Consider the following 19,709-nt stretch of genomic DNA (forward strand, 5'->3'; position numbering starts at 1 on the left):
ACATGTCCTTGATGAGGGGCCTCACCTGCCAGGTGCGGGCGTGGCGGGCGGAGCGGGCGGTCTGGAAGGCCGACATGGAGCGGTTCAAGGCCGACCGGCGGGCGGCGCGGCGCAGTGGCGGGAAGGTGCCCGAGAACCCGGGGCCACCGCCCACCGGCTTCTCGCTGCTGCCGTGGCTGCTGATGGGGCTGGGCTCCTTCTCGAACCTCCTCCAGGGCAGGACGGCCCAGCCGTGGATCGGCGCCGTGGGCCTGTTCGCCTTCAACTCGCTGTACATCTACGTGACCTTCCGGGCGTTCGTGAAGGACAAGCGGGAGTCCCGCTCCACGCGGGTGGCGCTCGTCGTGATGGGCGTCATCACGTGTGGGCTGGCCATCGGGTACGGCGGGAGCTGGCTGTACTTCTTCCCGCTGCTCGGGCTGGCCACCGGGGCCGTGCTGCGCGGTCCGTGGCTCGGGAGGACGGGCCTCGCCCTGACGGCGCTCGCCGCGGTGGTGTCGTCCGTGCAGGCGGGCTGGGACGCGCTGAACGTCGCGTACGGCACGTTCCTGTCGACGATGGTGACGGCGGCGATCCTCTCGCTCTCCGAGGCGGTGCGTGAACTGCGTTCGGCGCGCGAAGAGTTGGCCCGGCAGGCGGTCGAGAAGGAGCGGATGCGCTTCTCCCGGGACCTGCACGACCTGCTCGGGCACACGCTGTCCGTGATCGTGGTCAAGTCGGAGGCGACCCGCCGGCTGGCTCCCCGCGACCTGGACGCGGCGCTCGTGCAGGTCACCGACATCGAGTCGGTGGGGCGGCAGGCGCTCACGGAGATCCGGGAGGCGGTGACGGGATACCGGGAGGGCAGCCTCGCCACGGAGCTGGACCGCGCCCGCTCGGCACTGTCCGCGGCACGGGTGGAGCCGGTCGTACGCCAGTCGGGGCCGCCGCTCGTCCCGCAGACCGAGGCCCTGCTCGGCTGGGTGCTGCGGGAGGCCGTCACCAACATCGTGCGCCACAGCGACGCGACCGGCTGCGAGATCACCGTCGACGGCACCCCGGACCTGGTCCGCCTGACCGTCTCCGACAACGGCACCGAGGCGGCCCCGGCCACGCCCGACGCGGGCGGCGGCACCGGCCTCAAGGGCCTCGGCGAACGTCTCGCGGCCGCGGGCGGCTCCCTGGAGGCGGGTCGGACGCCACGTGGAGGCTTCCGGGTGAGAGCCGAACTGCCGGTGGAGGCGGTGGAGGCGGTGGACTTGACGGAGATGTCGGGCTAGGACGCGGGGCCCGGCCTCCGGCCCCGCGCCGGGCGCAGGATGACGCCGGAGGCCCGGCGGCAACGACCGTACGGGGTCGGCCGTACGGGGGTCGGTCGTACGGGGGTCGGTCGTACGGGGGTCGGTCGTCCGGGGGTCGGTCGTCCGGCGACCGGTCGTCCGGGGGCCCGCCGGGAGGGTGCCGATGCCCGGCCGGTCCGGCGGCCGGCGCTTCCGGTGGGCCGGTGCGGCGGCCGTCGCCACGCGTCCTCACCGGGGAAGGGCCGATCGTCGGTCCGTGGCGGCGGCCGCCGCCTACCCTTGGCCCGTGAACGAGATGCCCCGGGACCACCGCCCCGCCAAGTCCATCCGCGTGCTGCTCGCCGAGGACCAGGGGATGATGCGCGGGGCGCTCGCCCTGCTCCTCGGGATGGAGGCGGACATCGAGGTGGTCGCCCAGGTCTCCGCGGGCGACGAGATCGTGGACACCGCACTCGTCAGCCGGCCCGATGTGGCCCTGCTGGACATCGAGTTGCCCGGGATGAGCGGACTGGACGCCGCCGCCGCGCTGCGCGAGGAGGTGCCGGACTGCCGGGTGCTGATCCTCACCACCTTCGGCCGCCCCGGGTATCTGCGCCGGGCCATGGAGGCGGGCGCGGCGGGGTTCCTCGTCAAGGACGGGCCCGTGGAGGAGCTGGCGCAGGCGGTCCGCCGGGTGCTGACCGGCGAGACCGTCGTCGACCCGGCGCTCGCCGCCGCCGCGCTCAGTGCCGGGCCCAGTCCGCTCACCGCGCGCGAGTGCGACGTCCTGAAGGCGTCGGCCGACGGCGCGACGGTCGCGGACATCGCCGCCCGCGTCCATCTCTCGGAGTCGACGGTCCGCAACTACCTGTCCTCCGCCATCGGGAAGACGGGCACCCGCAACCGCATGGAGGCGATGCGCGAGGCCCGCCAGCGGGGGTGGCTCTAGGGCGTGTCCGCAAAGTCTCGCCTGCCCGGCGACGCCCGGCCCGCCCTTCGGGCGGACGACGTGACGTTGCGGACACCCCCTGGCGCGGACGGCCGGTCCGGCCGCCGGCCCCGTCAGGACCCCTTCGCCACCTTCGTCACCTTCACCGTTGCCGAGCGGTGGTCCTCGCCCTTGGGGGCCACGCAGGTGAACCAGTTCGCCCGCGATCCGTCCACCGGCCGGACCAGGTCCTCGAAGTCGCCGACGAGACCCGTGCCCGGGGCGGCGGGAGCGGCCTTCACCTTCGTGCCGTCGTCCCAGGTGCAGGTGACCTCCAGCGCGGTCGGGGCGACCCGGCCGACGACGAGCCGCCGCGAGTCGTCCGCCGCCGCCGGGTTCTCCGGGGCCAGCGTGGTCACGGCGTCCACGACCTGTCCGTCGGGCGGCGTGCCTCCCTTCTCCACCGGGGCGTTCATGAACGTCGACACCAACCCGCCGTCGCGCATCAGACGGCCGTAGTACCAGCCCTTGCCGACCAGGTCCGAGGGTGCGTGGATGCCGGCGGGGGCGAGGGCGTACCCCCTCATCGTCTTCAACTGGGCCCGCGCTTCCGACACGTTGCGCGGCGCCGCCCACACCAGGGCCTCCACCGTCCAGCCCTCGCCGTGGTCGGTCCCGCGCGCCACGGCCGTGCTCCGCGGCTTGTCGACCTGCCGGGAGTCCGGTGTCACCGGTGCGGTCGCGGCCGGCACGACCCTGCGTCCCTCTCCGTCCGTCCCGCCGGCCGACGCCAGCGTTCCCGCGGAGCCGGCGACGACGAGGGCCGCCGCCGCGGCCAGGGTCCAGCGGCGGGCCCTGCGCCGACGTCCACCGCGCACCAGCTCCCGGTAGGGGACGGCGCCGATCCTCACCCCGTCGGCCGCCTCCGCGAGCAGCACCGCGATGTCCCGGTCCGCCGCCCCGCCGTGCTCCGCCTGTCCGTTCCCGCCCATCACGCCCGCCCTCCGTAGGTCAGCGTGTCGGCCAGGCCCGGTACGACACGGAGTTTCGCGATTCCCTTGGCCGCGTTGCTCTTCACGGCGCCCACCGAGCAGCCCATCGCGGCCGCCGTCTGGATCTCGCTCAGGTCCTCCCAGTAGCGCAGGACGACCGCCTCGCGCTGCCGCGGGGGCAGTTGGGCGAGTGCGGTGAGCAGGGCGCCGCGGTCGTCGGCCCGCCCGATCGGATCCGCGCGGTCGGGGACCTCGTGTGTCAGGCCCGAGTCGTCCCTCGGCGCGAGGAACTCCTTGAGCTTCCTGCGGTGTCTGCGCGCGTGCGCGTTGATCATCACGCGCCGTACGTACGCCTCCGGTTCGTCCGCCGCGGCGATCCTGCGCCAGGCGACGTAGACCTGCTCCAGGGTCGCCTGGACCAGGTCCTCAGCGGCGTGCTGCTCCCCGGTGAGGAGAAACGCCGTACGCATCAGCCGCGGCCAGCGGCCGAGGACGAAACGGTGGAACTCCTCGTCCCGGGACTGCTTCCGATCCCCCATGAACACCTCCTCGATGCGTGAAGGAGTCCACGAGGGCCCGATCCCGTTGCCTCATCCGCGTGACGTTCTCCGTGGCAGCCATACGAGCATCAGGGCGGCGCCGGCCACCAGCAGGACGGCGCTGGTACGGAAGGCCAGGGCGTAGCCGGCGGTGAGGGACTCGGCGGAGTGGCTGTCCCCCGTGCGGGCCGCGGCGATGGTGGACATGACGGCGAGGCCGAGGGAACCGCCCATCACCCGCGAGGTGTTGACCAGTCCCGAGACCAGGCCCGCGTCCTGCGGGGTCGCACCGGAGGTGGCGAGGGAGGCGAGCGGGGTCTGCGCGAGGCCCGCGCCCGCCATCATCAGGATGCCCGGGAGCATGATCGCCGTCGGATAGGTGCCGTCCGCCGTCATCGTGGACTGCCAGCCGAAGCCGCCCGCCGCGAGGAGGGTGCCGAGCACGGCGACGGTGCGGGGTCCGGTCACCGTCATGAGCCGGGGCGCCAGCTTCGAGCCGAGGACCACCGCGAGGGAGCTGGGCATCAGGGCGAGACCGGCCCCGAGGGGCGAGTAGCCGAGGACGTTCTGCGCGTAGAGGGTCATGAAGAACCACATGCAGAACATGGCGGAGCCGCTGACGAACATCGCCGCGTTCGCCGAGGACACCGACCGGACCCGCAGCAGCGTCAGCGGCATCAGGGGGGCCTTGGTCCGTGCCTCGACGGCCAGGAAGGCTCCGATGAGGGCCAGTCCGGCGCAGAGCGGCACCAGGGTCGCCGCCGAGGTCCAGCCCTCGGCCTCCGTCTGCACGATGCCGTAGGCGAGGGTGGCGAGCCCTGCCGTGACGAGAAGTGCGCCCGGCAGGTCCAGGCGGCGCCCGTTCCCGGCGCGGCTCTCCACCAGCCAACGGGCGGCGCCCGCCAGGACGACGGCGCCGACGGGCACGTTGATGAGCAGGACCCAGCGCCAGGACAGCCCGTCCACGAGCAGGCCGCCGACGAGTCCGCCCGCGGCACCGCCCCCGGCCCCGACGGCAGCCCAGGTCGCGATGGCACGCGCTCGGGCGGCGCCCGCCGGGACGGCCGACGTCAGGATCGTCAGCGTCGAGGGCGCGAGCACGGCCGCCCCGAGCCCCTGCACGGCCCGCGCCGCCAGGAGCTGCGGGCCCTCCTGCGCGAGGCCTCCGCCGACCGAGGCGAGCGTGAAGAGGGCGAGCCCGACCAGGAACATCCGCTTGCGGCCGTACAGGTCTCCGGCCCGGCCGCCGAGCAGCATGAACCCGGCGAAGGCGATCGAGTAGGCGTTCACCACCCATTGCAGCCCCGGCGCGCTCAGCCCCAGGTCGGCCCGCATGGACGGCAGCGCCACGTTGACGACGGACACGTCGAGGACGACGAGGAACTGTCCGGCGCAGGCGAGAGCGATCACCACCCAGGCGGGTGGCGCGACCGGTGCGGATGTACGGGTGTCTTCAGCGGCTCGGAGCATGGATGTCATGCTCTCAACCGGCGGACGCTCCTGGCATCGGGATTTCGAAGCAGCGGGCGTGGCCGCCGGACCCGGGCCCGCGTCCGCAACGTCGCGTCGGCCGCCCGGAAGGCCGGGCAGGCATGACTTTGCGGACAGGTCCAGGACCCCGTGGGACGGGCGGGGGCCGCCTCAGACACCCGCGCGCAGCAGCGTGACCACGGCCGCGCCGCCCAGGCCGATGTTGTGGGCGAGTCCGACGCACGCGCCGGGCACCTGGCGGTCCGCGGCCTCGCCCCGCAGCTGCCAGACGAGTTCGGCGACCTGGGCGATGCCGGTCGCGCCCAGCGGATGCCCCTTGGAGATCAGGCCGCCCGAGGGGTTCACCACCCAGCGCCCGCCGTAGGTCGTCGCGCCGGACTCGACGAGCTTGCCCGACTCCCCTTCCTCGCACATGCCGAGCGCCTCGTAGGTCAGCAGCTCGTTGACGGAGAAGCAGTCGTGGAGTTCGACGACGTCCACGTCCTCGATGCCGAGTCCGGAGCGTTCGTACACCTGGCGCGCGGCCTCGCGTGACATCGGCCGGCCGACGACGTCGATGCAGGAGCCGGAGGCGAAGGACTCCTCGGTGTCGGTGGTCATCGCCTGCGCGACGATCTCCACGGCCCGGTCCCCGAGTCCGTGGCGGTCGACGAACCGTTCGGACACGACGACCGCGGCGGCGGCCCCGTCCGAGGTCGGCGAGCACTGGAGCTTGGTCAGCGGCCGGTGCACGGTCCGGGCGGCGAGGATCTCGTCGACGGAGTACACGTCCTGGAACTGCGCGTACGGGTTGTGCTGCGAATGCCGGTGGTTCTTGGCACCGACGGCGGCGAGCTGGGCCTCGGTGGTGCCGTACCGCTCCATGTGCTCCCGGGCGGCGTCGCCGAAGATCTGCGCGGTGGGCGGGGTCATCTCGAAGCCGTGCCGGGCGGCCATGATCCCGTAGTGGCGGGCGACCGGCGAGGTCGAGAAGTCCCCGCCGTCCGCGCCCGATCCGAGGGCACCGCGCTTCATCTTCTCGAAGCCCAGCGCGAGGACGCAGTCCGCGAGGCCGCCCTCGACGAACTGCCGCGCGAGCATCAACGCACTCGCCCCGGTCGCGCAGTTGTTGTTCACGTTGTACACCGGCACTCCGGTCAGGCCGAGTTCGTACGCGGCGCGCTGACCGGCGGTGGACGCCTGGAAGCAGTGGCCGACGGGGACCTGCTCCACGTCGGTGTAGGCGATCCCCGCGTCCGCGAGGGCGCCGGAACCGGCCTCCCGGACCATGTCCCAGTACTGCCAGTCCCGGGTCTCGGGCTTCTCGAACCGGGTCATGCCGACCCCGACGACGTACGACTTCATGGCGGACCTGGCGGACCTGGCGGGCTCGGCGGGCTCGGTGCTCGTGGCGGGCTTGACGGTCATGGCAGTGGCGCTCCTAGTCTCGTGGCAGGCCGAGGATGCGTTCGGCGACGACGTTGAGCTGGACCTGCGTGGTGCCGCCGGCGATCGTCAGGCAGCGGGAGAGCAGGAAGCCGTGCACGGCCCGCTCGCCCGGACCCTCGCGCAACGCGCCCTCGGGGCCCAGGAGTTCGAGGGCGAGTTCGGCGACCCGCTGCTGGTGGGCGGTCTGCACCAGCTTCCGCACGGAGGCGCCCGCGCCCGGTTCGGTGCCGGACACCCGCTGGAGCGTCGTGCGCAGCCCGATGCAGGCCAGGGCGTGCGCCTCGGCGAGCAGGGCGCCCAGCCGGGCCGCGTCGACGTCCGCCCGTATCAGCGCCTCCAGGCCGGTGTCGAAGGTCAACTGGTCGGCCATGTGGACGCGTTCGTTGCCGAGGGTGTTGCGGGCGACCCGCCAGCCGTCGTCGACCTCGCCGACGACCGCGTCCGCGGGGAGCAGCACGTCGTCGAACCAGACCTCGTTGAACAGGGAGTCGCCGGTGATCTCCTTCAGGGGTCGGATGTCGATGCCGTCCGTGGTCTTCATGTCGACGAGGAAGTAGGTGAGGCCCCGGTGCTTGGGCGCGTCCGGGTCGGTCCGGGCCAGCAGGATGCCGTGGTCGGCCCACTGCGCCGCGCTCGTCCACACCTTCTGTCCGTTGATCCGCCACCGGCCGTCCGCGGTGCGCTCGGCCCGGGTGCGCAGCGAGGCGAGGTCGGACCCGGCGTCCGGCTCGGAGAAGAGCTGGCACCACAGCAGGTCTCCGCGCAGCGTGGGCAGCAGATAGCGCTCCTGCTGGGCGGCGGTGCCGTGGGCGATGAGGGACGGCACGACCCAGGTGGCGATCCCGAGGTCGGCGATCCGTACGCCCGCCGCCGCCAGCTCCTGCTGTACGGCGAGCTGCTGCACGGGTCCCGCGCCGAGCCCGTGGGGCGGCGGCAGGTGCGGGGCGGCGTAGCCGGTGGGCGCCAGCGCCCTGCGGACCGCCGCGGGGTCGAGACCGCGTACCGGGTCGATCGCCCGGCGGGCCTCGGAGCGGTACCGGTCGGCCTCGGGCGGGAGTTCGAGGCGCAGTTCCCGTCGTACCCCGTCCCGGGCGAGCCGGGCGGCCCGGCGCAGGTGTCCGCTCCCGGCCCCGTGCAGCTGGCGCGCCACGAGGGCGCGGCGCAGGTACAGGTGGGCGTCGTGCTCCCAGGTGAATCCGATGCCGCCGAGGATCTGGACGCAGTCCTCGGCGCAGGTGAGGGCGGCGTCGAGCGCGGAGCCCGCGGCGAGGGAGGCCACCAGTTCCCGTACGGGGGACGGCTCCCGCCCGGTGCGTGCGGCGTCCCAGGTGAGGGCCCGGGCCTGTTCCAGCCGGACGAGCATGCCGGCGCACAGGTGCTTCACGCCCTGGAACCGTCCGATGGGGCGGCCGAACTGTTCGCGGACCCGGGCGTGCCCGGCCGCGGTGTCCAGCGCCCACGCGGCGGTGCCGCAGGCGTCGGCGGCGAGGACGACGGCGGCGAGGTCCCGGACCGTCGACGGGCCCGCCGCGAGCACCCGGTCGGCGCCGACCCGGACCCCCTCGGCACGCACCTCGGCGGTCCCCCGCGTGGGATCGGCGCTCTCGTGCGGCCGTACGACGAGATCCCGGGCGTCGACGACCAGACACACGGAGCCGCTCCCCGCCCGCGACCCTCCGCCGCCACTCGGATCGCCCCCGGGCCCTCCGCCGCCGCTCGGATCATCCGGGCGCACTCCGACGCCGCCCGGATCGCCCCCTGCCGCGGCTCCGGCCCCCGGACGTCTTGCCGGCCCTCCGCTCACGACGGACGCCGCGAGCACCAGGACATCCGCGTCGGCGCCGGAGAGCACGGGCGGCGCGACCCCGTCGAGCAGGTATCCGCCGCCGTCCACGGCCTCGGCGGTCAGGGAACCGGCTCCGAACGCGACCGCCCCGACACGGTTCCCGGAGCAGAGGTCCCGCAGGAGCCCGCCGAGCCCGCCCGCATCCCGGTCGCCCGCCCCGGGGGAATCCCCGGCGGTCGCAGCCGTGGACCCGGGGACGGCGGACGCGGGGAGGGCCGACGCGAGGACCGCCGCCGCGAGGGCGTGCGCGAGGAACGGTCCCGGAAGCGCCGCCCGCGCGGCCTCCTCCACGACCACGGCGAGGTCGAGGAGGTCGCCGCCGCCCCCGCCGTACTCCTCCGGAAGGTGCACGGCGAGCAGCCCCTGCGCGGCGAGCGCGTCCCAGAACGGCGGGCGGCCGGTGCCCGGGGCGTCGAGGAGTTTGCGGACCTCCTCGGGTGGCACGGCGCGGGCGATCCAGCCGTGGACGGCCTCGGCCAGCTCCCGCTGTTCCGGCGTGATCGCGATGCCCATGCGTGCCTCCCCGAAGGCCCAAGGTGCGTGGATCGGGCGCCAGACTAGAACACGTTCCATTCTGACGGTAGGTCAGATCCTCATGGAACGGTCAAGAATTCGTTAGTACGCCGAAGCATCGGAATAGTTGCCCGGGCACACCGGGTTCTCCTTGCACGTATCCCGCACGGATCAGCCGACCGACGTCCCCGCATCCGCATGGATCAGCCCGACCGACCGTCCCTCGAATCCGCACGGATCACCCCTTTTCCGCTCCACCTCTCTTCTGAGTGCTCGCTTTCTTACGGCCTGGAGGCCCCACGCAATGACGCACACGACGACCGACCAGCCCGCGCGGAGGCCGAGCGGCGCGACCGTGCCGGTGCTCGCGTTCGCGGGCATCGTTGTCGCGGTGATGCAGACCCTGCTCGTCCCGGTCATCAAGGACCTGCCGGCACTGCTGGGAACCGCGCCCAGCAACGCCACCTGGGTCCTGACCTCGACCCTGCTCGCGGGCGCCGTTGCCACCCCGATCATGGGCCGCCTCGGCGACCTCTTCGGCAAGCGGCGCATGCTGCTGACCAGCCTGTCCATCATGGTGGTCGGCGCCCTCATCAGCGCACTCACCAGCGCGCTGCTGCCGATGATCGTGGGCCGTTCGCTCCAGGGCTTCGCGATGGGCGCCATCCCGCTCGGCATCGGCCTGATGCGCGACATGCTCCCCCGCGAGAAGCTCGGCTCCGCGATGGCGCTGATGAGCTCCTCGATCGGCGTCGGCGGCGGTCTCGCGCTGCCCGCGGCGGCCCTCGTCGCGCAGCACGCCGACTGGCACGCCCTCTTCTACGGTGCCGCGGCCCTCGGCGTCATCTCCATCGTGCTCACCCTGCTCGTCGTCCCGGAGTCCCCGATGCGGGCCCAGGGGACCTTCGACGTGCTGGGCGCGATAGGCCTGTCCGTCGGTCTCGTGCTCTTCCTGCTGCCGATCACCAAGGGCAGCGACTGGGGCTGGACCGCGCCCACCACGCTCGGCCTCTTCGGCGCGTCCGTCGCCGTCCTGCTGCTGTGGGGCGTGATGGAGCTGCGCCTGAAGGCCCCGCTGGTCGACCTGCGCACCACGGCCCGCCCGGCCGTCCTCTTCACCAACCTCGCCTCGATCATGGTCGGCGTCTCCTTCTACGTCGTCTCCCTCGTCCTGCCTCAGCTCCTCCAGCTCCCGAAGTCCACCGGCTACGGCCTCGGCCAGTCGATGGTCAGCGCCGGCCTGCTCGTCATGCCGCTCGGCCTGACGATGATGGTCACGGCCCCGGTGTACGCGCGGCTGTCGGCTAAGTACGGCCCCAAGGTCACCCTCATCCTCGGCATGGTGATCATCGGGATCGGCTACGGCGCCGGTCTCGGCCTGATGAGCGCCGCCTGGCAGTCCCTGGTCATCGCCGTCGTCCTCGGCGCGGGCATCGGGCTCGCCTACTCCTCGCTGCCCGCCCTGATCGTCGGGTCCGTCCCGGCCTCGGAGACGGGTGCGGCGAACGGCCTGAACACCCTGATGCGGTCCATCGGCACGTCCGTGTCGAGCGCCGTCATCGGCATGGTGCTCGCCAACACGGCGAACCACGTCGGCGGCGCCGCGATCCCGACCATGCACGGCTTCCGGGTGTCGTTCATGATCGCCACCGGCGCCGTCGCGGTCGGCCTGGTCCTAGCCCTCTTCCTGCCCCGCCAGCGCCAGGCCTCCGCGCCGCAGCTGCGCGCGAGCAGCGAGGAGGAGGCCGCGCTGGAGCGTGCGCACGAGGTGCTCGGTGGCTTCCGCGGCCGGGTCCTGAACGCCTCCGGCGACCCGGTCGCCCGCGCCAAGGTCACCCTGATCGACCGGCGTGGCCGGCAGGCGGGCGCCACCCTCTCCGACGAGAACGGCGGCTACGCGCTCGCCGTCCCGGCGCAGGGCGCGTACGTGCTCGCCGCCCGGGCCGCGGGCCACGGCCCGCTCGCCTCGTCGGCGACGCACGCGGGCGACGACCGGCCCGTCGACCTCGATCTGGCGCTGCCCGGCGAGAACGCGGGCGTCACCGCCTGACCCCGGCGCCCTCCCCGGCACGTGATCGTCCACACCCCCGTCGCCCACGCGGCGGGGGTGTGGTGCACGATGGGTCGGCCCGTCGCCCGCACCGCTCACGACGTGCGCGCTGTTGAGGTCGTCGACGCCGTCGACGCCGTTCGCACCGATGGAGGACCCCATGCCCGCGGCACCCAAGCCCGAGATCCTCGCCGCCTTCGAAGCGGCCAAGGGGTTCATGCCGACGGCCGAGGGGCTGGCGCTGTACGAGGCCGCCGTCGAGGCCGGGCGGCTGGGGCTGCCGCTCCTGGAGGTCGGCACCTACTGCGGCCGCTCGACGATCCTGCTGGCCGACGCCGCACGCGAGGCGGGCGTGACCGCCGTCACGGTGGACCACCACCGGGGCAGCGAGGAGCAGCAGCCGGGCTGGGACTACCACGACCCGTCGACGGTCGACCCGGAGATCGGGCGCATGGACACGCTGCCCACGTTCCGCCGGACCCTGCACCGGGCGGGCCTGGAGGACCACGTCGTCGCGCTGGTCGGCCGCTCGCCGCAGATCGCCGCGTTCTGGCGCACGCCCCTCGGCCTCGTCTTCGTCGACGGCGGCCACACCGACGAGCACGCGAGCGGGGACTACGAGGGCTGGGCGCCCCATGTCGCCGAGGGTGGCCTCCTCGTCATCCACGACGTCTTCCCGGACCCCGTCGACGAGTTCACCGGCCAGGCCCCGTACCGCGTCTACCTCCGGGCCCTGGAATCGGGCGCGTTCACCGAGATCGGGGTCACGGACTCCCTGCGGGTGCTGCGCCGGACCGGGGCGGGGATCTGAGCGGCATCGGCGGGGAAAGGGCCCGCGCCCGGCGGGCCTCCCTCGAACCGTCCCGGCATCGGTGCGGACCCCGTGGACACGGTGGACGCCCGCTAGGGTGGCTGACGTGTCGTACGTAGGCCCTGACTTCGATCCGCCCCAGCCGCGCCGTTTCCGGCGCGGGCCCCTCACCGTCGCGGTCGCCGCGCTCGTCCCGGGCGCACTGGCCGGCTGGCTGGTGTGGCTGGCCGTCGGGAACGACTCGGGAGGCGGGTCCGACCGGGCCGCCCCCGCCACGTCGTCCTCGGCGCCCGGCTCCGGCGCCCCCTCCGCGGCGGGTTCCGCCTCCGCGACCGCGCGGGACGACGGCAAGCCGGGGAAGTCTCCGAAGGCTTCCCCGTCGGGCTCCGCGACCGGTGCGAAGCCGGCCGGTTCCGGCCCCCTCAAGGGCAAGGTCGTGGTGATCGACCCGGGGCACAACCCCGGCAACTTCCAGCACACGTCCGAGATCAACCGCAAGGTGGACATCGGCACGAACCGCAAGGAGTGCGACACGACGGGGACGTCGACCAACGCGGGGTACGCGGAGGCCATCTTCACCCTCGACGTGGCGAACCGGATGCGGACGATCCTCGAACACGAGGGCGCCACCGTGAAGTTGACCCACGACGGCGACCGTTCCTGGGGCCCCTGCGTCGACGAGCGGGCCCGGATCGGCAACAAGGCGCACGCGGACGCGGTCGTCTCCGTCCACGCCGACGGCTCCGCGTCCGGCAACCGCGGGTTCCACGTGATCCTGCCGGGGTCCGTGCACGCGGGCGGCGCCGACACCCGCCCGATCGTCGCGTCCTCGCGGGAACTGGGCGAGCGCGTCGCCGGCCTCTTCGTCCGCGAGACGGGCAGCGCCCCCTCCAACTACATCGGCGACGGCACCGGTCTTGACGTGCGGACGGACCTCGGCGGTCTCAATCTGTCAACGGTTCCGAAGGTGTTCATCGAGTGCGGCAACATGCGCGACAGCAAGGACGCCGCGCTGCTCACCAGCGGCGCCTGGCGGCAGAAGGCGGCACGGGGGATCTCTGAGGGAATCGTGAGCTTCCTGCACGGGTAGTGATCGACGCGTCCAACCCGGCGGACACCCTCCTAGGACGGGCGATAGTGTCGTCCGTACGATGAGGGGCCGCCCCCGCGCTGCACACCGGAACCCGACGGCGACACCATGACGGCGACACGGCGGACAGCGATGCCTCCACCGATGACGAGACGACTGACGAAGGACCTGAAGTGAATATCCGCTCCCTCACTCGAGGCGACGGCGTGGTGATCGGAGCAGCGGTATTGCTGTTCATCGCGTCGTTCCTCGACATCTACTCCGTCGACGGTGTCTCGGGCGCCGATTTCCCGAACGCCTGGGGCAACGCGCAACTCCTGATGGGTGTGTTCCTCGCCGGCATCATCGGCGCGGCGCTCATCGTCGTGACGCGCGGCATGCCGCAGCCCCTGAAGGTCGCCGGCCTCGACATGGGCCAGTTCGGCGTCGCCTTCACGGTGTTCGCCGCCTGGAGCGCCCTCGGCAACATCTTCGACCCGGCCGCCGGCTTCGACAACGGCGGATCGGGCGCGGGCAGCAACATCGACTCCGGCATCGGAGCCATCCTCGGCCTCATCGCCGCCCTCGTCCTCGCGGCCGCAGCGGTGGCCACCCCGCTCGTCCCCGCTCTCCAGGCCGCCCTCCTCGGCGCCCCCAAGCCCCCGACCCCCCAGCCCTACGGCGGCCAGCCGCAGGGTGGTTACGGGTACCCGGGTGCCGGGCAGCCGGGGCAGCCCGGACAGCCCGGACAGCCCTACGGTGCTCAGCCCGCGCAGCAGGGACAGCCGTTCGGCGGGCAGCCGAACCAGCCGCAGCCGCAGTCGTCGACCCCGCCGCCGCAGCAGCCCTCGCAGGACTTCTCGCCGTTCTGGTTCGCGGTGCCGGTCGCGCGGCCGCTGTTCTCGGAGGACGGCGCGCAGTCGCCGATCGCCGAACTGGCGCCGGGCACCTGGTACCTGGCCGTCGAGCAGCGCGGTGCGGCCCTGGTGGCGCAGACGCAGGACGGCCGTCGTGGTGTCCTCCAGGACACGTCGGGGATCCAGCGCGGCTGACCCCCGCTTCACCCTCGCACCGGCCCCTCGCCCTTTCCGGCGGGGGGCCGTTGTCGTACAGTCGCAGCATCCCGTGACCTGACGGACCGTCAGAATACTGGCTCTGGAGGCGACATGCGGCTCGGTCTCGCGCTCGGCTACTGGGGGCGCGGCCCCTCGGCGGACCAGGTGCCGCTCGCTCAGGAGGCGGAGCGGCTCGGCTACCACTCGGTGTGGACCGCGGAGTCGTGGGGCTCGGACGCGTTCACGCCGCTCACCTGGATCGCGGCGCGGACCTCACGCATCCGGCTGGGCACCGCCGTCGCGCAGATGGCCGCCCGCTCCCCCACGACCACCGCGATGCACGCGCTCACCCTGGACCATCTGTCCGGCGGGCGCATGACGCTCGGGCTCGGACTGTCGGGTCCGCAGGTCGTCGAGGGCTGGTACGGGCGACCGTTCCCGAAGTCGCCGCTGACCGCGACCAGGGAGTACGTCGACGTCGTACGCCAAGTCCTGCGGCGGGAGGGCCCGGTGGAGCTGGACGGGCGCTTCCACTCGCATCCGTACCGGGGGGCGGACGGTACGGGGCTCGGCAGGGCGCTGAAGCCGATCACGCATCCGCTCCGGGCCGACCTGCCCGTCCTGCTCGGCGCGGAGGGCCCGAAGAACGTGGCGCAGACCACCCGGATCGCGGACGGGTGGCTGCCGCTGTACTGGGCGCCGAACCGGCCGCAGGCGTACGGGGCGGCGCTCGACGACCTGCCCGGGGGCTTCCTGGTGGCGCCGATGGCCCGCGCGCAGGTCTGCGACGACGTGGCCGAGGGGCTGCTGCCGGTCAAGGCGATGCTCGGCTTCTACATCGGCGGGATGGGGCACGCCGCCCGCAACTTCCACGCCGACCTGATGGGCCGCATGGGGTTCGAGGAGGAGGCCCGCAGGATCCAGCGGTTGTTCCTCGAGGGGCGACGCGCGGAGGCCGTGGCGGCCGTGCCGGACGCCTTCGCCGACGAGATCTCGCTCGTCGGACCGCGTGAACGCATCGCCGAGCGGCTGGAGTCGTGGCGCAAGGGCCCGGTGACCGACCTGCTGGTCCTGTCCCCGGACCCCCGCACCCTGCGCGTGCTCGCGGAGCTCAACTCCTAGAGCGGCGGCGGGAGATCGGGCCCGCGACGGTCAGCCGCCGCTGAGCTGCGAGGCAGACGGCACCTTGTCCTTGACCTCGGCGCCCGCGCTCTTGCCCGCTTCCTTCACCTTGTTGATGACGTCGTCGAAGGAGTTCGCGACGGAATCGGTGGAGTCGCCCTTGCGGAGTTTGGCCGGCAGGTCCTTGAGGGCGTCGATGCCCGCGGTGAGCGGGGCGACGGCCTTGGCGAGCGTCGGGTCGCCCTTGGCGTTGTTCGAGGCGGCCTTGAGGCGGTTGTAGGCGAAGGCGCCCGCGAGTCCGGCCTTGACCAGGGCGAGCTTGCGCCCCTTGGCGCCCTTCTTGAACTTGCCCGCCTTGTAGGGCTTGACGATCCACTGGTAGGTCGCGCCGGCAGCGAGCCCCGCGTTCGCCACGAAGCGGGTCTTGGCGAACTTCTGCTTCTCGGCGGAGGTCGTCGGCGTGGGGGTGCCCTTCGCGGGGACGACGGCGGCGGTGTCCTGCTGCGAGGAACTGGAACTGTCGCTGCCGCAGGCGGTGGCGCCGCCGATCAGGGCACAGCAGAGGGTCAGCGCCACGAACAGGCGCCGTACGGGTACGGGCACGGGATCCTCCGGATGGGGGAACGGTTCTCCCTGGTCCGCCGGTCCTCCCCGGTCCCGGGGCGACACGGCTCTCCCCGGCAGCCTCACCCGGTTCGCACACGTGCGCCACTTGACCGAACCCGTTCGGGTTTCATTCGGCAAGGTCGGGCAACACGCTGGTCATGTCCCCTCGATATCGCAACGGCTCGAATTCTGCGGGGACGGTCATCGCGATCGTCGCGGATGTTATGGCCGTCATCCTCGGTCTCTGGATTCTGATGTATCTGCTCGATGCCAATCGCGGCAACGACCTCGTGCAGTTCATCCACGACGCGGCAAGCTGGCTGGCCGGCTGGTCGCGTGACCTGTTCACCTTCGACGAGCAGTGGGCGCGTGTCGTCGCCGGCTACGGTCTCGCCGCCGTCGTCTACCTGTTCGTGGGCCACGCGGTCGCGAACCGCATGCACCGGCACTGACGACCGGGAACATCCGGAGGGTCCGGATGTCCAGTGGGTCCCGGGCCTGATCCGCCGGTCAGGTCCGGGCGCAGCAGTCGGGGTCCAGCCCCGTCGGCAGGCGCTCACCGCTGAAGACGGCGCAGGTGGCCTCGTCGCCGCCGAGTGCGGCGACGGCGAGCAGCACGGAGCCCGCCGTCCAGGTGGTGAGTTCCTCGGGCCAGACGGCCCGGTCCTCGTACACGTACCCCGTCCAGTAGAGGCCGGTCTCCGGATCGCGCAGGTGCTGGATGGACTGAAGGATCTCCAAGGCACGGTCGGACTCGCCCACCGCCCACAGGGCGAGGGCGAGTTCGGCCGATTCGCCGCCGGTCACCCACGGGTTGGGGACCACGCAGCGCACCCCGAAGCCGGGCACCACGAAGCGGTCCCAGCCCTCCTCGATGCGTGACGTGGCCTCGGCGCCGGTCATCGCGCCGCCGAGCACCGGGTAGTACCAGTCCATGGAGTAGCGGTCCTTGTCGAGGAACCGCTCCGGGTGGCACCGGATCGCGTGGCGCAGTGCGCCGGCCGCCAACTCCCAGTCGGGTTGCGGCTCTTCGCGCTGTTCCGCGATGGCCAGGGCGCAGCGCAGCGCGTGGTGGATCGACGAACTCCCGGTCAGCAGCGCGTCGTCGACGGCCGTCCCGTCGTCCTCGCGCTTCCAGCCGATCTGTCCGCCGGGCTGCTGGAGGCGCAGCACGAACTCGACGGCCGCGTAGACGGCGGGCCACATGCGGTCCAGGAACGCGTCGTCGCCGGTGGCGAGGTAGTGGTGCCAGACGCCGACCGCGATGTACGCGCAGAAGTTGGTCTCCCGGCCGCGGTCGGTGACCTCGTCGAACTGCCCGTCGGCGTAGGCCGCGTACCAGGATCCGTCGGCGTTCTGGTGCCGGGCCAGCCACGCGTAGGCGCGTTCGGCGGCCTCGTGCTCCCCGGCCGCGTCGAGCGCCATGGCCGCCTCGGTGTGGTCCCACGGGTCGAGGTGGTGGCCGCGGAACCACGGGAGGGCTCCGTCGGGGCGCTGCACCGCGAGGATGCCGCGCACGGTGACGGCGGCCTCCTCCGCGGTGAGGACCCCGGGCAGGACGAGGTGTTCTGTCCGGGGAGTGGTCACGTGGCGTCCGCCTCGGGGGTGCTCGCGCCGGAGTCCGTCGCGCCGGCGAGGCGCGGCAGGTGGGGCTTGGTCGCGTACGCCACGAAGCTCTTGCCGATCAGCGGGTTCAGCGCCTGCTCGGCGACCCGGGTGGCCAGCGGTTTCTTCATGATGTCCCAGACCAGGAGCTTGTGGTACGCCCGCACGGGCAGCGCCTTGTCGTTGTCGACGCCGAACGCGCACTTGAGCCACCAGTAGGGCGAGTGCAGGGCGTGCGCGTGGTGGGAGCCGTAGGGGCGCAGTCCGGCCTCGCGGATCTTGGCGAGCAGTTCGTCCGCCTTGTAGATGCGGATGTGGCCGCCCTCGACCTCGTGGTAGGCGTCGGACAGGGACCAGCAGACCTTCTCCGGGCCGTAGCGCGGGACGGTGATCGCGATCCGGCCGCCCGGCCTGAGCACGCGGACCATCTCGGCGAGGACGCCCTTGTCGTCGGGGATGTGCTCCATGACCTCGGAGATGATGACGACGTCGAAGGACTCGTCGGGGAAGGGCAGATGGAGCGCGTCGCCCTCCATCGCGGTGGCGGTCGCCCCGGCGGGCGCCTCACCGGCCTCCTTCATCGCGGCGAACCACTTCGCGACCTCGCGGATCTCCTCGCCGTTCTGGTCCAGCGCCACGACCTGGGCGCCGCGCCGGTAGCACTCGAACGCGTGCCGGCCGGCCCCGCATCCGAGGTCCAGGACACGGTCGCCCGGGGCGAGCGGGAACCGGGAGAAGTCGACGGTCAGCACGTGGCCCTGCTTTCGCGGTTGGCTGCAACGGGTTCGGTGGCGGGAGTCTGTGCCGCGGCGTCGGCGGGTCCGGCGTCCGCTGCGGCCGGCTGTTCGGTGTCCGGGGCGACGGGCGGGACAAGGGCCGCGGCCGGCGTCACCGCGGGGGTCGCCCGGCGAGCCGGCGGCCGGGGTGCGGAGAGGGCGATGGCCGCGCGGTAGTGGGCCACCGTGCCCTCGGCCGCCCGTGCCCAGGTGAAGCGCTCCAGGACCCGCGCGCGGCCGGCGGCGCCGAGCCGCGTGCGCAGCGGCGCGTCGCCGAGGAGCCGGGTCAGGGCGGTGGCCAGGGCGCCCGAGTCGCCGGGCGGGACCGCGAGGCACGTCTCGCCGTCGGCGCCCGCCACCTCCGGGATGGCGCCGCCGGTGGTGGCCACCAGGGGCGTGCCGGTGGCCATCGCCTCGGCGGCGGGCAGCGAGAAGCCCTCGTACAGGGAGGGCACGCAGGCGACTTCGGCCGAGCGGACGAGGTCGACGAGTTCGGCGTCGGAGATGCCCTTGACGAACTCGACGGCGCCGTCGAGGCCGTAGCGCTCGATGGCCTGGGCGACCGGTCCGTCCTCGGCCCGGCGGCCGACGACGACGAGGTGGGCGCCGGGGTGTTCGGCGCGTACCTTCGCGAGCGCCTCGACGAGGAAGACCAGGCCCTTGAGCGGCACATCGGCGCTGGAGGTGGTGACGATGCGTCCGGGCACCTGGGGCACGGACGGATCCGGCGAGAAAAGGTCGGTGTCCGCGCCGATGTGGACGACGTGGATACGGTCCCGCTCGACGCGCAGATGCTCCACGATCTCCTGGCGGGAGGTTCCTGAGACGGTGAGCACCGACGGGAGGCGGCGCGCGACGCGCTTCTGCATCCGGGTGAAGGCGTACCAGCGGCGGACGGACGCGCGGCGCTTCCAGCCCTCGGCGGCGTCCAGTTCCAGCTGCCGGTCGACGGTGATGGGGTGGTGGATCGTCGTCACCAGCGGGGCACCGACATCGCCCAACAGGCCGTAGCCGAGCGTCTGGTTGTCGTGGACGACGTCGAACTCGCCCTGCCGGGAGCGCAGATGACGGCGGGCGCGCAGCGAGAAGGTCAGCGGCTCGGGGAAGCCGCCGGTCCACATGGTGCCGACCTCCAGGGCGTCGACCCAGTCCCGGTACTCGTCGCGCGCCGGGGTGCGGAAGGGGTCGGGCTGGCGGTACAGGTCGAGGCTGGGGAGCTCGGTGAGGCTCAGGCCGGGCAGGCCCTCGTCGAGGACGGGGTAGGGCTGCGAGCCGATGACCTCGACCCGGTGCCCGAGGCGGGCGAGTTCGCGCGAGAGGTGCCGTACGTACACACCCTGGCCGCCGCAGAACGGGTTTCCCTTGTACGTGAGGAGCGCGATCCTCAGGGGTGGTTCCCCGTCGGCTGCCGCACCCTCCCCGGGGCCCGCCTCCATGGCCTCAGCGGTCACTTCCGGCCCCCTTCTCCCTGCACTTTCCCGCGAGATTACGCCGGGACGCTAATCTAGAACAAGTTTCAGACTTGATCGTTCAAGGAGCATTGAATCTACCGGCAGGTAGCGCCAGTGTGAGCGGTGGATCAGGTGATTCACGCCACGACCGCGCGGCGTGGTCGGCTG

At 73.0% G+C, this 19,709-nt stretch carries 17 protein-coding genes; 8 read left to right on the forward strand and 9 right to left on the reverse strand.

The features are described 5' to 3' along the window. Positions 1-2: 2 nt before the first annotated feature. Positions 3-1,259 (forward strand): sensor histidine kinase, encoded by a 1,257-nt coding sequence (locus B0675_RS01730; protein WP_081216956.1) that lies wholly within the window; start codon positions 3-5, stop codon positions 1,257-1,259. Between the two features lie 316 nt (positions 1,260-1,575). Continuing rightward, entirely contained in the window at positions 1,576-2,208 is a 633-nt protein-coding gene (locus tag B0675_RS01735) for a response regulator transcription factor (RefSeq protein WP_081221530.1), read from the forward strand. 113 nt (positions 2,209-2,321) lie between these two features. Here B0675_RS01735 and B0675_RS01740 read toward each other — a convergent pair whose 3' ends face one another. The 5 genes from B0675_RS01740 to B0675_RS01760 all read right to left on the reverse strand — a co-directional run bounded on the left by B0675_RS01740 (position 2,322) and on the right by B0675_RS01760 (position 8,996). Further along, positions 2,322-3,179 carry a hypothetical protein gene (locus B0675_RS01740; protein ID WP_081216957.1) on the reverse strand — a complete coding sequence of 286 codons (858 nt, stop codon included), beginning with the start codon at positions 3,177-3,179 and terminating at the stop codon, positions 2,322-2,324. Continuing rightward, complete coding sequence (locus B0675_RS01745) at positions 3,179-3,718, reverse strand: SigE family RNA polymerase sigma factor (RefSeq protein WP_081216958.1); 540 nt, start codon at positions 3,716-3,718, stop codon at positions 3,179-3,181. The genes B0675_RS01740 and B0675_RS01745 overlap by 1 nt, the downstream gene beginning before the upstream one ends. 51 nt (positions 3,719-3,769) lie before the next feature. Next, positions 3,770-5,188 (reverse strand): MFS transporter, encoded by a 1,419-nt coding sequence (locus B0675_RS01750; RefSeq protein WP_241539672.1) that lies wholly within the window; start codon positions 5,186-5,188, stop codon positions 3,770-3,772. 171 nt (positions 5,189-5,359) lie between these two features. Then, entirely contained in the window at positions 5,360-6,553 is a 1,194-nt protein-coding gene (locus B0675_RS01755) for a lipid-transfer protein (protein WP_081221531.1), read from the reverse strand. 76 nt (positions 6,554-6,629) lie between these two features. Continuing rightward, entirely contained in the window at positions 6,630-8,996 is a 2,367-nt protein-coding gene (locus B0675_RS01760; RefSeq protein WP_081216960.1) for an acyl-CoA dehydrogenase, read from the reverse strand. Between the two features lie 304 nt (positions 8,997-9,300). On the opposite strand from B0675_RS01760, the gene B0675_RS01765 reads away from it, so the two are divergent. The 5 genes from B0675_RS01765 to B0675_RS01785 all read left to right on the forward strand — a co-directional run bounded on the left by B0675_RS01765 (position 9,301) and on the right by B0675_RS01785 (position 15,103). After that, positions 9,301-11,046: an MFS transporter gene (locus B0675_RS01765; RefSeq protein WP_081216961.1), complete on the forward strand. Its 1,746-nt coding sequence runs from the start codon at positions 9,301-9,303 to the stop codon at positions 11,044-11,046. A gap of 160 nt (positions 11,047-11,206) precedes the next feature. Then, the gene (locus tag B0675_RS01770) at positions 11,207-11,857 is read left to right on the forward strand and encodes a class I SAM-dependent methyltransferase (protein WP_081216962.1); all 651 of its coding nucleotides are present in this window, start codon (positions 11,207-11,209) and stop codon (positions 11,855-11,857) included. 106 nt (positions 11,858-11,963) lie between these two features. Continuing rightward, positions 11,964-12,947, forward strand: a complete 984-nt coding sequence (locus B0675_RS01775) for an N-acetylmuramoyl-L-alanine amidase (RefSeq protein ID WP_081216963.1) — start codon at positions 11,964-11,966, stop codon at positions 12,945-12,947. A gap of 173 nt (positions 12,948-13,120) precedes the next feature. Further along, positions 13,121-13,978: a DUF5336 domain-containing protein gene (locus tag B0675_RS01780; RefSeq protein ID WP_081216964.1), complete on the forward strand. Its 858-nt coding sequence runs from the start codon at positions 13,121-13,123 to the stop codon at positions 13,976-13,978. A gap of 114 nt (positions 13,979-14,092) precedes the next feature. Further along, entirely contained in the window at positions 14,093-15,103 is a 1,011-nt protein-coding gene (locus B0675_RS01785; RefSeq protein WP_081216965.1) for an LLM class F420-dependent oxidoreductase, read from the forward strand. Positions 15,104-15,133: 30 nt separating this feature from the next. On the opposite strand, the gene B0675_RS01790 is transcribed toward B0675_RS01785, so the two are convergent. Further along, complete coding sequence (locus B0675_RS01790; protein WP_081221532.1) at positions 15,134-15,706, reverse strand: hypothetical protein; 573 nt, start codon at positions 15,704-15,706, stop codon at positions 15,134-15,136. Positions 15,707-15,867: 161 nt separating this feature from the next. Between B0675_RS01790 and B0675_RS01795 the strand changes: the two genes are divergently transcribed. Continuing rightward, positions 15,868-16,161, forward strand: coding sequence for a hypothetical protein (locus B0675_RS01795; RefSeq protein ID WP_081216966.1), 294 nt, complete (start codon positions 15,868-15,870; stop codon positions 16,159-16,161). Between the two features lie 58 nt (positions 16,162-16,219). On the opposite strand, the gene B0675_RS01800 is transcribed toward B0675_RS01795, so the two are convergent. From B0675_RS01800 to B0675_RS01810, 3 genes are read right to left on the reverse strand one after another with little or no spacing between them, the layout of a single operon-like run. Further along, positions 16,220-17,296, reverse strand: a complete 1,077-nt coding sequence (locus B0675_RS01800) for a prenyltransferase (protein WP_081216967.1) — start codon at positions 17,294-17,296, stop codon at positions 16,220-16,222. Next, the gene (locus B0675_RS01805) at positions 17,293-18,066 is read right to left on the reverse strand and encodes a class I SAM-dependent methyltransferase (protein ID WP_081216968.1); all 774 of its coding nucleotides are present in this window, start codon (positions 18,064-18,066) and stop codon (positions 17,293-17,295) included. The genes B0675_RS01800 and B0675_RS01805 overlap by 4 nt, the downstream gene beginning before the upstream one ends. Next, the gene (locus B0675_RS01810) at positions 18,060-19,541 is read right to left on the reverse strand and encodes a glycosyltransferase family 4 protein (protein ID WP_081216969.1); all 1,482 of its coding nucleotides are present in this window, start codon (positions 19,539-19,541) and stop codon (positions 18,060-18,062) included. Before B0675_RS01810 ends, B0675_RS01805 begins: the two co-directional genes overlap by 7 nt. Between the last annotated feature and the right edge of the window lie 168 nt (positions 19,542-19,709).

The organism is Streptomyces sp. M41(2017) (genome assembly GCF_002078175.1).
Taxonomy (GTDB): domain Bacteria; phylum Actinomycetota; class Actinomycetes; order Streptomycetales; family Streptomycetaceae; genus Streptomyces.